A 13,218-nucleotide genomic window follows, 5' to 3' on the forward strand; every position below is an offset into this window, starting at 1 on the left:
GCGATAGTTAGCACAATTTTATGCACCGGAAAATAATTATTAACACAATTTATTTTGATAGTTAAATAATTGACAGATTTTATAGTTTTGTAGCTATATATCCACATAATGAAATACAGCTTTTTAACCCTAATAACAGCCGGAGTAATCTTATTTGCCAGCTGCCAGTCTAAATCTCAAACAGAAAATTCTGCTACGAAAGATTCTACTGCACAAACCAGCAAAACTGCAGAAAGTCCAGGAACAACCGTTGACGTTTCGAAAATAAAGGTTGCCGATGCCAAAACCATTTTAGCCCGGAAACAGGTACCTATTTTATGTTATCACCAGGTAAGAAACTGGAAGCCAACCGATGGAAAAGTAGGTAAAGATTATATTGTAGAAATCCAGAATTTTAAAGACCAGATGAAAATGCTGGCCGATAGCGGTTACCATACCATTTTACCCGATCAGCTTTATGCCTACCTAAACACTGGTGCGGCCCTACCGAGCAAACCCATTATGCTAACTTTTGATGATACGGATCTGGATCAGTTTACCATTGTGCGCCCTACTTTAGATAAACTGGGTTATAAAGCCGTTTATTTCATCATGACCGTTTCGATCGGCAAAAAAGGTAAATTTGTAGATTACATGAGCAAAGAGCAGATTAAACAACTTGCTGACGAAGGAAATGTGATTGGCAGCCATACCTACGACCATAAAAACTTTAAAAAATATGCAGGTAAGGATTGGGAAGAGCAATTGGATAAACCAACCAAAAAACTGGAAGAAATTACAGGTAAAAAGATGACAGAATTTGCCTATCCTTTTGGCTTATGGAATGCAGAAGGTATTCCTGAGCTTAAAAAACGTGGTTTTAGAATGGCTTATCAATTATCAACCAAACGCGACGAAAAAGATCCGTTGTTTACGATCCGCCGGATTATTGCCAGTGGTTACTGGTCGCCAAAAACATTAAGCAACAGCATTAAAAACAGCTTTTAAGCAAAATAACCCCGGCAAAAACCGGGGACTTTCTTTTTAATGAGTTACCTCAACAACATGAAAAAAATTGCAGTATTTATTTTATTGTTCTTTCAGATCATTAAGCTCCATGCACAAACACCACACTTGAGCGGAAAAGCAGAGGTTGTAATGGCTACAGGCCAGATTACCTGCGATTTTGTACTCAGCAACATCCCCAACCTGGCAAAAGACTATCAGATTGTGCTCAATAAGGGCTTTAACATTAAGGCTATAAAAGATTCTGCAAACCAAACCCTAAAATATTCTGGCTTTTACGGTGGTGCTATGCGTGGCGAGGGTCTAACTTACGTCCCGTTATACAAAGATAGTACACTGGTAAATCCTGGTAAACTACATATTACTTATACAGGAGCATTCCCCATTTATAGTGATACACTGAACTTTATAGATTTTAAGGGATTGATTGCTTTTAATGGAAAAACCGTGCGGGCTGCCGATCAATCTAAATGGTATCCTATCATTTACGACATCAAAAACGACAAGCTGATTGAACAGATGACCTTCGATATCCAGGTAACAGTTAAGGATGCTAAGATGATTTTTGTAAACGGCGATCTTCCTAAACCGGGCCCAATTGCCAGATTTAAATCGAATATCCCCATTGCGCCGATGCTTTTTGCCGGAGATTATAATGTACAAAAAACCAATGGCGCGCTATTTTTAAACACGCAAATGAATGATAAGCAATTGAATGTTTTTGAACAGAATATTGCTGAAATGAAAGCCTATTATTATAAGATTTTAAAAATCCCATACAATACAAAAAATGTATTTATTGAGCATGCGCCAGTAGAAAAATTTAACAAAGGCAGAAGCTGGGGTTTTGTGGCTTTTCCAACAATAGCTTTTGCAGGCATTAAACTGGGCGATATGATTGATGAAGAGCACAGTAAACTTAAAGATTCTTCAGATTATCCATTTATTGCACATGAAATTGGTCATTATTATTTCGGCAACGTATTACAACCCAACTCTACTTTGTTCTGGTTCTTTTTAGAATCTACTGCAGAGTATTTATCGGTAAAAGCAAGCGAAGAAAAATTCGGAAAAGCTTTCGGCACTAAATATTTTCAGGACAGGGGAAAACAACTAAAAGATTTTAAAGCCAAACCTTTAAATGCCATTAAAGAAAGTAATGAAATCTCAGGCACTTACCGCTACGCCTACGGTCCATTTCTGCTCCGTGGCCTGGAGCAAATGATTGGTGAGCAACGCATATTTAAATTCTTAAACACCTGCTTAACTGCTAAAAACGAATTAACTGATTATAACTTCTTCAGAAAAAATGCTTTAAAATCGGGCATTACTCACAAAGAATGGGATACATATGAAAAAGAGTTTATCCTTTCCGAAAACGCCGTTTCTTTGATTAAATAAAATTAAAAACTTTGAATAAACATTTAAAACCCGCTACTCATATCCTTTTATCAATTCTCTTTTTAGGATCATTTTCACTGGCTTGTTCGAGCAATAAGCAAAAAGAAAAAATTGTTGTAACCAACACCATCGAAACGGTTAAAACTGACTCGACAAATACCAAACCGGCAGATAACAAAACCATTCTGACACGCAGAGAGGTGCCCGTTCTGTGTTACCACCAGATTAGAAACAACATTGCCAGCGATAGCAAAAGAGCGCACGACGACATTATTGCCCCTGATAAATTTAAAGAGCACATGAAAATGCTGGCCGATAGTGGTTACCATTCTATTTTACCCGATCAGTTATATAATTATCTGGTTTACGGTGCCAAGTTGCCCGAAAAACCAATCATGATTACTTTCGATGATACGGATGAAGATCAATTTACGATTGGGAATACAACATTGAAAAAACACGGCTTTAAAGGCGTTTATTTTATTATGACGGTATCGATCGGCAGAAAAGGGCGGATCAATTACATGACTAAAGAACAGATAAAACAATTATCTGACGAGGGAAATACGATTGCCAGCCATACCTACGACCATAAAAACTTTGCACAGTTTACCGATGCCGACTGGACAACCCAAATTGATGCACCAACTAAAAAACTGGAAGAAATTACAGGGAAAAAAGTAGCGTATTTCGCTTATCCCTATGGTGTTTTTAAGGCTTCAACTTTACACAAGCTAAAAGAACATGGTTTTAAAGCAGCATTTATACTTTCAACAGCACGGGATGAAAATTATCCACTTTATACCATTAGGAGAATAATTGATCCGGGAAGATACACTGCTAAAAACTTATATTACAGTATTAACAAGAGTTTTAATAAAACAAAATCATAGCAAAGAGGTTTAAAGTTTAAAGTGCTAGAATGTTGAAAGGTTAAGCACAACGTTTCAACATTCGAACTTAGCAACACTAAAACTTTATACCATCGCTATGAAATATTATTTGCATTTTTTCCTTTTCGGATTACTGATTATATCTGCCTGTAACAACCCAAAAAATGGAGCCAATACCGCTGAAACTGCAAATGATAGCACAGCGAATGCAAAGACCGAACTTACAGAAAGTTTTTACAAGAGATTGGAAGGTACCATTGCAGGCAAAAAAGTAGTGATGCATTTGCAAAAGGTTGATGATGATGTAAGTGGTACCTATTACTATGACGGCTCGTGGCTTAATCTATCAACCGATACTTTAATCGGGAAAGATAGCATTGTACTTACTGAGTATAGTTTTTATGAATCATATTTCACTCAGGATTTTAAATCGCCGCATTTGGCCTTAAAGTGGAATGGAAATGGTTTTAATGGCAATTGGGAAAGTGGCGATAAAACCAAAAAGTTTCCGATTGCTTTAACAGAAAAGTATCCTGAGGGTAGCTATCCGTTCAGCGCCGGGATTTACAAAGACTCAATTAAGGCATTTGCAGATCAGCCAAAATCGCCTGCTGCTGAAATCAGTTTTGAATACCTGGAAAGCAAAAACAAGTATGAATACGGCAACTGGTTAAACTCGGAGCTTAAAAAAATATCGGGTGTAAAATCTACTGTTGACCGTTCTATAGGTTTTAAAAATATAGCCACCGCTTATTTTAAAGATTATAAGACCCAGGTTACCGAGCAATCAAAAAATAGCCGTGGCGACGATTTCCAGGCATGGATGAACTACACTAATAACAGTCAGCAATCGGTTAATTTTAATGATAATGGCTATGTTGTGATCGATTTCCTTGCTGATGCTTATACCGGTGGTGCGCATGGCAATTATAGCAGCTTAATGTTCTGTTTAGATGTAAAAAACAAAAAACAGTTGGTGCTGAGCGATATCATCAAAATTGATTCGAATACCTTACAAAGCATTTTAGAGCGCAATCTTCGTAAAGAATATAACATTAAAACTCAAGATGCACTGAGCACTGTTCTTTTTGATGACTTTATAAAGCCGAACAAAAATTTTTATTTCAATGCGAACGGAATTGCTTTTATGTACAACCCATATGAAGTAGCGAGTTATGCACAAGGGCAGATTGTTGTATTTATCCCTTATTCGGATTTAAAGACTTATTTGGTACCAGCTTTTGCAGAAAGGATGGGAATTAGATAGCTCGCGAAGTTTAAGAAGATCGCTATAATAAATTGTCGTCATTTCGAGCACAGTGCAACGAAGTCGAGAAATCTTCCTAAACGGATCTCTCCATTCCGCTATGCTCCAGTCGAGATGACGACTTTTTATAATATGCCTTTCACTAAATATTCCTTACCATTAAACTTAAAGCTTTCATTTATTGCTTTTCCAATCAAAAACCGCCCGATTGGCGAAGCCTGCGATACCGCAAAGAATTTTTGTCCATCGGTATTAAGCTCTCCTGCACTGATGCTGATATAAAAATTACCTTCTGAGGTTAAAACCAAACTTCCGTTTTTAACCAGGCGATCTGATTCTACATTTTCGATCTGCTGTAATGCAATTTTCTGCTGTCCTGCTTCGTAAAGTAATTTACTGTTGCGGTCCATCTCCTGCTGCATCATTTCGCGCGTAGTTTCGTATTTATCGCCTGCACTACTTTTTGTATCATCGTTCGAAGCTTGCCTGGCCTGTTGCAGCGAATATTCAATATTTTCTATCCTATTTTGAATAAAAGTTAAGCAAAGCTGATAAAGTTTAGATTTTAATGCAGACATTATAATAATGGGTAATGTAAACGGGTGATATTAAATGGAAGATAAACTATTTCCTTAAGGCAAAGGCCCGTTTTAAAATAGATTCGATTTTCTTTTTGGGGATATCTTCGAGGTGGTTAATCAATAAAATTTTCATTCTGGCTCTTTTCTCCTGCAACAAATCTTCGTGTTCAATTTTATTTCCATCCACTAAACCAATGTAAGGCTGATGGAGTTTTTTATGTGTCCAAAGATAGCAGAACATTTTTCCTTTATGGTAATAAAAAGGCATTCCGTATTTCCAATGTTCTGTAATATCAGCATAGCCTGTTAAAAGCGACCTTAAATATTGAAGGCAACTTTTAAGAGGTTCATCTTTTTTTTCGAAATAGTTATCCAAAGGATTTAGCATAATGTAAGATGATGTATAGTCCATAGTCTTCAGTCCGTAGTCTGAAGTCGATTAACCGCATCTACCAATTAACGATTGACTAATGAACCAATGAACTACTCTTCAATCCACCTCACTTTTTCTTCCATCGAAGTTCGGTTTGGCGCCCAGGGTTTTTCGTTATGATAGCCCATGTAAAATAAACCGATGCACTTTTCATTTTCGCCCAGGCTTAAAAAATCACCCAAATTGTCAATTAAAGGTGGAGAACTCCAGTAAGCGCCAACCTGCAGACTTTCAGCAGTTAAAGCCATATTTTGAACAGCACATGCAACTGCTGCTAATTCTTCCCATTCTGGTATTTTACCACTCACCTGCATATTGATGGCAATAATGCAATCGGCCTGACTCGTTTTTTCGGCAAAGCTGTCGTACTTTTTCTGTAAAAACTGTTGCGGGCTAACCAATTCCTTATATAATTTACCCAGTTCTTCACCAAGTTTCGTTAATCCCGCTTTTCTGATCACAACAAAACGCCAGGGCTGGGTTAATTTATGTGTTGGGGCATAATTGGCAGTTTCTAAAATCTGGTTGATTACTTCAACCGGAATTTCTTTTTTAATATAGCTGGCAGGAAAAATACTGCGACGTTCTTTTATAACTTTTGAAATGATATCGTATGTTGTACTCATTTGGTAAAAATAGCTAAAAGCTGAAAGACTAAAGCTGAAAGAGAGAGAGAAATTCGACCTCTAATAAAAGATTTGACGCTATGCTAACTGAAAACTTCAAACTGTGAACTGCAAACTGTTAACTGCGAACTGTTAACTGCAAACTGCCAACTGTTTCCTGATCTGTTTAACCTTTGCAAAAAAAGCAATACTTTCTTTATCTACCAGAAAATCCATGGTTTGCAGCAGTTCTTCCTTAATCCAACTGTGTTCGACATTTAAATTGGCCAAAATGTTTAAACAATGTGACTTTACGGCTACAGGAATCTGCTCATCAATTAACCAGGCAAAAGTAACTTCTACCAAATGATCGGTATCATAACCGGCAAGGATTTTCTTAATTTCTACTGAGGCATTCTTCTTCGTCATAAAGGCCATAATTTTGACATAATGCCTCAATGCCGACAAATTGTTTTGTTGCGGAAATTTCTCTAAAAAATAAAGCGCATAGGGCAGAAATCTTTGCTGGTGGTTAGTAAATACATTTTCTAAAATCCATGCGGCCCTGAAACCGATCTGTTCGTCATGATAAAAACTTAAATCGATCAGATCTTTTACCGAAAAGGTGTCTTCAGAAGCTATAGCAGCTAACTTTTCTACTTTGCTTTTCTGAAGGGTAGTTTTTATGGTTTCGAGCAGGGCATGATTTGGCATGGGACTAAAATAAATATTTTACGACAAAGTATATTGAGATAAATCGTCATGAGGCTGTATTATAAATGTAATTCAATCGAATTTGTCACGTTGAGCCTCCCGAAGAATCGGAACAGGTTGTCGAAACGCCTTTTAGAGATTTAAAACAGATCCTTCGACAAGCTCTCCGTAGGAGTCCTTTGGACAGGATGACAATTCTAAATTTATGGAGACGGCCTCATCTGATTGGGAACCACAAAGTGCCCATCGAGGATAACTAAGATTCCCCCATGCGCGAGAATGACGCCCCCTTAATTTAATTTGCTTATTAGGTCTAATTTTCCAAAATAAGATTTCAAACCATTGGCCAAAAGCTTCTCCCCTTTATTAACTAAACCCGATAGTAGCGGGCATCCCGATTTAAGCACTATTTGCTGTTTTTTATGGTGTGCTTGCTTGTTTCACAGGTTTCATCGGGATAAAGCGAATAACGGGACTGCTTACCCAAAAAAGAACAGAACCCTCCATTTCCAACCCTTCCAACAATCAAATGCCTTTGCACCCTCAACCTTCATTTCCAAATTATTAATCCCAACCTTTGCTCCTTCCGCCTTTTTACCCTCAACCTTTTTCCCTATCTTTGCGGCTTATTTCAATTATAGCATGATTTCAGTTTCTAATTTATCGTTACGATACGGCAAACGCACATTATTTGAAGATGTTAACCTAAAATTTACCCAGGGCAACTGCTATGGCGTAATTGGGGCTAACGGCGCAGGTAAATCTACTTTTCTAAAAATTTTATCGGGAGAAGTTAACCAAACTTCTGGTAGTGTGGCTTTTACTCCAGGCGAAAGAATGGCGGTTTTAAAACAAAACCACTACGAATTTGATGAGTTTTCGGTATTAGAAACCGTAATGATTGGTCATAAAGAACTTTATGCCATTATGAAAGAGAAAGATGCCATTTATATGAAAGAAGATTTCTCGGAGAAAGATGGCGAACGCGCCGGAGAGCTGGAGAATCTTTTTGCCGAAATGGACGGCTGGAACATGGAAAGCAATGCGGCAACCATGTTGAGCAATTTGGGCATTACCGAAGATAACCACTATAAATTGTTAAAAGAGCTAGACAATACGCAGAAAGTACGTGTGTTATTGGCACAAGCCCTATTTGGTAATCCGGATATCCTATTACTGGATGAGCCTACCAACGATTTGGATATCGAAACCATTGCCTGGTTAGAAAACTTTTTGGCCGACTATCAAAATATTGTATTGGTTGTATCGCACGATAGGCACTTTTTAGATGCGGTTTGTACGCATATTGTGGATATCGATTTTGCTAAAATGAGCATTTACACCGGTAACTATACCTTCTGGTACGAATCTAGTCAGTTGGCATTAAAACAGCGAAGCGACCAGAACAAAAAAATGGAAGATAAGGTAAAGGAGTTACAGGAATTTATCCGCAGGTTTAGTGCAAATGCATCTAAATCAAAGCAGGCAACTTCTCGTAAGAAAGCTTTAGATAAGATTGATATCACCGAAATTAAAGCGTCAAGCAGAAAATATCCAGCCATTATCTTCAATAATACTGGTCGTGAGGCTGGTGACCAGATTTTACAGGTAGAAAACCTGGGCAAAAATGGAAACGATGGTGTTTTGTTCGACAAAATTACCTTCATGGTAAATAAGGGTGATAAAATTGCTGTATTATCTCAGAATAGTTTAGCTACCGCAGCATTTTACGATGTTTTAACGGGCAGGGATACAGATCATAGAGGAGAATTTAAGTGGGGTGTTACCATTAGCACTGCAGATATCCCGAACGATAACTCTGAATATTTTGCCGGTAAAGATGAAAACCTGGTAGATTGGTTACGTGAGTACTCAGGTACCGATGCCGATGAGCAATTTGTACGCAGCTTTTTAGGCCGTATGTTATTCTCGGGCGAAGAGGTACTTAAAAACGTAAAAGTGCTTTCTGGGGGCGAAAAAATGCGTTGTATGTTCTCTAGAATGATGTTACAACAAGCCAACCTGTTAATGTTTGATGAGCCAACCAATCACCTGGATCTTGAATCTATCGAGGCACTGAACAATGGCATGAAAGATTTTAAGGGTGCGATATTGTTTACCTCACGAGATCACCAGTTAACCGAAACCGTTGCCAACCGCATTATAGAAATCACACCGAAAGGTACTATTGATAAGCTGATGACTTACGATGAATATATCAACAGCAGCGATGTTGCAAAACTAAGAGAAGAAATGTATTCTTAGTTCTTCAATTAAAATACTGATTTAGAAGCCACATGCATTCCATGTGGCTTTTTCTTTATAAAAAATCGCATCTGCTGTAGCGTTTTCATTCCGTTAATCGTTTTACAAGAAAAAAGCGTTAATGGCCATTAACCAATTTTGTTCAAAAAATTGATTTAAAACATTAAAATGAAAACGAATTTGAAAAATTTTAGCACTACAAAAATTATACTCTCTCTCTTAGCGATAGCTTTAACGATAACTGCCTGTAAAAAAGACTTTAACAACGACCCTATCGAAGCTGCTGGTATTGGCTTTGTTCATGCATCACCTGGAACAGGCGCGTTGGATTTTATCCTGGATAACCAAAAAATAAACAGCTTTACCTACACTAAAGATTTAGGATACTATGCCGCTTATCCAGGAACAAGATTGGTGGGTGTTGCTAAAAAGGATTCTTTAAAATATTTAACCACCGCTACGGCTACGTTAAAAGAGGGATCATTTTATTCGGTTTTCGTAGTAGATACTTTAAAATCAACAAAACTTTTAATCCTTGAAGATGATTTAAAAGCACCTGAAACTGATAAGGCTAAAGTTCGTTTTGTAAACTTAAGCCCGGGTTCTGCCCCATTTGATTTAGCAATTGCAGGTACTGATGCACCTTTATTTACCGCAAAAGCATTTAAAGAGTTCACCACTTTTAGCAATATTGCACCAAACGATAGTTATACTTTCCAATTAAAGCAAAGCGGAACAGTTAAAGTTAGTTTACCGGCTGTAAAAATCGAAAAAGGTAAAATTTATACCATCTGGGCTAAAGGCTTATCGAGCAAAACCGATAGTACTGGAGTTGGCTTATCAGTGATGACAAATAAATAAAAATATTTCACTCTACCTGTGGAAACGAAAACTGACACCACTCAAAAAATTGGGTGGTGTTATTTTTCTTAAATTTGCAATAATTAATCATGATAAACCTTTAATAAATAGTCCTTTACAGGGGTGATAAAAAAAATACTCAGTTTTGAGGAAATTTTAAAAGGCTGTGTAAAAAACGACAATAGCTGTAAAGAAATGATGTATAAATCATTTTATGGCTATTTAATGGGCATTATTTTAAGGTATACGAAAAACCCTTCTGACAGTGAAGAGCTTGTAAATGACAGTTTTATCAAGATTTTTAAACATGTTGGCGGCTTCAAGGCACCAAAAAACCCAGAAGAATTACAGCGATCGTTTAAAGGCTGGATTGCCCAGATTGCTTCGCGGACGGCAATAGACAAAATACGGAGTTCGAAAGTTCAGTTTTATGTTGATGATTTAGCAGAAAGCGAACATCCGGTTACCCAGGTTTCGGTTGCTTCGGAACTACACGTTAATGATATTTTGAATTTACTAAATCACTTACCAGATACGCAGAGACTGGTATTTAACTTATATGAAATTGAGGGCTTTGCCCACGATGAAATTTCGAAGATGTTAAACATTCCTGAAAGTTCCAGTCGTGTTTACCTTACACGTTCTAAAAATAAGTTACGTACCCTTTACCTAAATACCATGGTTAATTCATACGAAAAAAATGGATAAGGAATTAATTGAGCATATCACCGCGCAACTCCAAAACCATGAGGAAACTTACCCTAATGGTGCTTGGGAGCGCTTTTCGGAGAAAAAAAATAAGAGACGAGGTATCGCTTTTTGGCCTTTATGGGCCGCTGCTGCCTTAATTTTGGTCTTTGGAGGTGTATTTTTTGCGCAAAACAATACAGATCAGAAAAAAGATATTGCAATAACTAAACCTAAAGCCACGCAAAATCCGGCGGCTAACGGAAATACAAATGCGGTTACTGAAACTCAAACCAATCCTACATCATTAAATGGCAATGCAACTGCTGCAAACAACCTTACTGCTAGTCGTCCAGCCAAAATTACGGAAAGCACAAAACCAATAGTATTAACAGAACAGACCAGTTATCCGTTTATTAATACATCAGACCAATTGACTCCTGTAAACAATAACCTTTTAGATAATAAGCTTGCTGGTGCTAATCTTTCAAACCTGCAAACAAAACAGTTTGATATTTTAACGGAAAAGAAGAAACCTCAACCCATGGCGCAAACAAGTTTTGAAAAACTGCTTGCCCATGATAGTTATGTAAATCAGCAAAAACCGCCATCCAAAACAAGTGAAAATTCTAAATGGCAGCCTGATGTTTACGTAGCCCCAGCCATGGGTAATGATAATAAAGTAACCATGAACTATGGCTTTTCTTTATCGTATGCCATTGCCAATAAATTATCAATAAGTTCTGGCGTTTCTTATGCTTCTATTAGCACCACCGAATCGTTAAACGCTTCTGCACCACAAACCTTATCGGGCAAAAACCTCGAGTCGGTTGATGCTAAAGTGCGCGGAATTAATGTTCCTTTAGAATTAAAATATAACATAAGTGACAAACTCTACACCAATATAGGGGTTTCTGCACTGGCTGTTTTAAACAACTCACAACAGAACAACTACATTGTCAACCAAGTGCAGAATTTTTCTTCCACAACAGCAAATGGCTACGCAGATTCTAAGACATTGATTGTGAAAGAAAAAACTACTGAACCACAGCCCGAAGCCAATATAGATCCTGATAAATACATCGGATTTTATAATTTTTCTTTAGGTTATAAACAAAAAATATCCAAAAAGAACAATATTGCCATCGAGCCTTTTTTAAGGTTGCCAATGAAAACTTTCTCTAAGGAGAACCTTAACCTCACCAATGGCGGACTGCGTTTGAAGATCGATTTTTAGAAAAAACTAAGATATTTAGTATATTTGGTTAAATACCTCATATGAAAAATATCAAGCCATACCCTACTGAAGAAGAGCAACCTCCAATTAAAACCCTTAACGAGGTCGATTTTTCTGCGACTTACAGTTATGCCGATTATATGCGCTTCGAATTTGAAGAGCGCTTAGAGATTATCAAAGGTTACATTTTCAAGATGAGTCCTGCCCCTTCCAGGATTCATCAAAAAATATCGGGAAGAATTTACGTACCAATTTATAATGCATTGAATGGTTATAAATGTGAAGTTTATTCAGCACCTTTCGATGTTCGTTTAGCAAAGAAAAATCAAGATGATAAAGAAGTTTTCACGGTGGTGCAACCTGATATCGTTGTAGTTTGCGATCAGACAAAACTGGATAAGCGAGGATGCATAGGCGCACCAGATATTGTTGTCGAAATTTTATCACCTGGCAACAACAAAAAAGAGCTGATCAACAAATACGAAGTTTATGAAGAAGCCGGTGTTAAAGAATACTGGATTGTAAGCCCGTCGGAAAAAACATTTTTCAGGTATATCCTTGATGATAACGGCAAGTTTCAACCAACAAAATTGCTCACTGAAGGTGAAGAGGTAACCACCACGATTATACCTGGTTTTAAACTCATTTTAGATGAGGTTTTTCACGATTAAAACATGGACATCAACGAAAGAAGCCAAGTTTTCATAGCAAATTGCCATTTAAAACTTGACTTCCTTGAAATCGTTTATCTATAATTAGTGACCTGAATGACCATCAGCTCCGTGAGCATGACCATGAGCCAATTCATCTTGAGTAGCTTCACGTACATTTAAAATCACACCGCTAAACACTAAGTTTTTACCAGCCATTGGGTGGTTTAAATCTACTGAAATGGTTTCGTCGTGAACAGCAGTAACACCTGCTCTAAACTGGTTACCATTGTTATCTTGTAAAGGAATTACATCACCTACATTTGGCAATTCGCCACCAGCTTCAGTAAACATCGTTTTTGGAAGATCAGCAAAAGCACCTGGATCGATATCACCGTAACCATCTGCTGCAGATAGCTCGAAGCTATATTCATCACCAGTTTTCAAACCGGTTAAATGTTCTTCAAATTTAGGCAACATCATGCCAACGCCATATAAAAATACTAAAGGATTTTGTTCGTCAGCTTTTTCTACAAAAACTTGTTGTCCTTCTTCGTTAGTAGTATGCAATTCGTAAGTTAACGCTACTACAGAGTTTGGTGAAATATTCATTTAAATT

At 37.4% G+C, this 13,218-nt stretch carries 14 protein-coding genes; 9 read left to right on the forward strand and 5 right to left on the reverse strand.

The genetic code is table 11. The features are described from left to right. The first annotated feature begins 108 nt into the window (after positions 1-108). The 4 genes from AC1RJ8_RS22685 to AC1RJ8_RS22700 all read left to right on the forward strand — a co-directional run bounded on the left by AC1RJ8_RS22685 (position 109) and on the right by AC1RJ8_RS22700 (position 4,566). Positions 109-987 (forward strand): polysaccharide deacetylase family protein, encoded by an 879-nt coding sequence (locus AC1RJ8_RS22685; protein ID WP_492955857.1) that lies wholly within the window; start codon positions 109-111, stop codon positions 985-987. Between the two features lie 57 nt (positions 988-1,044). After that, a complete protein-coding gene (locus AC1RJ8_RS22690) occupies positions 1,045-2,406 on the forward strand; it encodes a M1 family aminopeptidase (protein WP_492955856.1) in 1,362 nt (453 codons plus the stop codon). A gap of 11 nt (positions 2,407-2,417) precedes the next feature. Then, a complete protein-coding gene (locus AC1RJ8_RS22695; RefSeq protein WP_492955855.1) occupies positions 2,418-3,299 on the forward strand; it encodes a polysaccharide deacetylase family protein in 882 nt (293 codons plus the stop codon). A gap of 97 nt (positions 3,300-3,396) precedes the next feature. Continuing rightward, positions 3,397-4,566: an RsiV family protein gene (locus tag AC1RJ8_RS22700; RefSeq protein WP_492955854.1), complete on the forward strand. Its 1,170-nt coding sequence runs from the start codon at positions 3,397-3,399 to the stop codon at positions 4,564-4,566. Positions 4,567-4,691: 125 nt separating this feature from the next. Here AC1RJ8_RS22700 and AC1RJ8_RS22705 read toward each other — a convergent pair whose 3' ends face one another. The 4 genes from AC1RJ8_RS22705 to AC1RJ8_RS22720 form a co-directional block, all read right to left on the reverse strand. After that, complete coding sequence (locus AC1RJ8_RS22705) at positions 4,692-5,144, reverse strand: 3-oxoacyl-ACP synthase (RefSeq protein WP_492955853.1); 453 nt, start codon at positions 5,142-5,144, stop codon at positions 4,692-4,694. Between the two features lie 46 nt (positions 5,145-5,190). Then, entirely contained in the window at positions 5,191-5,559 is a 369-nt protein-coding gene (locus AC1RJ8_RS22710; RefSeq protein WP_492955852.1) for a DUF1801 domain-containing protein, read from the reverse strand. A 71-nt stretch (positions 5,560-5,630) separates the two neighbouring features. Further along, positions 5,631-6,206 carry a nitroreductase family protein gene (locus AC1RJ8_RS22715; RefSeq protein ID WP_492955851.1) on the reverse strand — a complete coding sequence of 192 codons (576 nt, stop codon included), beginning with the start codon at positions 6,204-6,206 and terminating at the stop codon, positions 5,631-5,633. A 132-nt stretch (positions 6,207-6,338) separates the two neighbouring features. After that, positions 6,339-6,899, reverse strand: a complete 561-nt coding sequence (locus tag AC1RJ8_RS22720) for a HEAT-like fold family protein (RefSeq protein WP_492955850.1) — start codon at positions 6,897-6,899, stop codon at positions 6,339-6,341. Positions 6,900-7,541: 642 nt separating this feature from the next. Between AC1RJ8_RS22720 and AC1RJ8_RS22725 the strand changes: the two genes are divergently transcribed. The 5 genes from AC1RJ8_RS22725 (at position 7,542) to AC1RJ8_RS22745 (ending at position 12,620) form a co-directional block, all read left to right on the forward strand. After that, positions 7,542-9,164: an ABC-F family ATP-binding cassette domain-containing protein gene (locus tag AC1RJ8_RS22725; RefSeq protein ID WP_057933412.1), complete on the forward strand. Its 1,623-nt coding sequence runs from the start codon at positions 7,542-7,544 to the stop codon at positions 9,162-9,164. Between the two features lie 168 nt (positions 9,165-9,332). After that, positions 9,333-10,025 (forward strand): DUF4397 domain-containing protein, encoded by a 693-nt coding sequence (locus AC1RJ8_RS22730; RefSeq protein WP_492955849.1) that lies wholly within the window; start codon positions 9,333-9,335, stop codon positions 10,023-10,025. Positions 10,026-10,148: 123 nt separating this feature from the next. Beyond that, the gene (locus AC1RJ8_RS22735; protein WP_086547055.1) at positions 10,149-10,733 is read left to right on the forward strand and encodes an RNA polymerase sigma factor; all 585 of its coding nucleotides are present in this window, start codon (positions 10,149-10,151) and stop codon (positions 10,731-10,733) included. Further along, on the forward strand, positions 10,726-11,949 hold the full coding sequence (locus tag AC1RJ8_RS22740) for a hypothetical protein (protein ID WP_492955848.1): 1,224 nt from the start codon (positions 10,726-10,728) through the stop codon (positions 11,947-11,949). The genes AC1RJ8_RS22735 and AC1RJ8_RS22740 overlap by 8 nt, the downstream gene beginning before the upstream one ends. Positions 11,950-11,990: 41 nt before the next feature. Then, positions 11,991-12,620, forward strand: coding sequence for a Uma2 family endonuclease (locus AC1RJ8_RS22745; RefSeq protein ID WP_492955847.1), 630 nt, complete (start codon positions 11,991-11,993; stop codon positions 12,618-12,620). Between the two features lie 84 nt (positions 12,621-12,704). Here AC1RJ8_RS22745 and AC1RJ8_RS22750 read toward each other — a convergent pair whose 3' ends face one another. Further along, positions 12,705-13,211, reverse strand: coding sequence for an FKBP-type peptidyl-prolyl cis-trans isomerase (locus AC1RJ8_RS22750; protein ID WP_147229144.1), 507 nt, complete (start codon positions 13,209-13,211; stop codon positions 12,705-12,707). Between the last annotated feature and the right edge of the window lie 7 nt (positions 13,212-13,218).

The organism is Pedobacter sp. GW822-FHT03F06 (assembly GCF_058801365.1).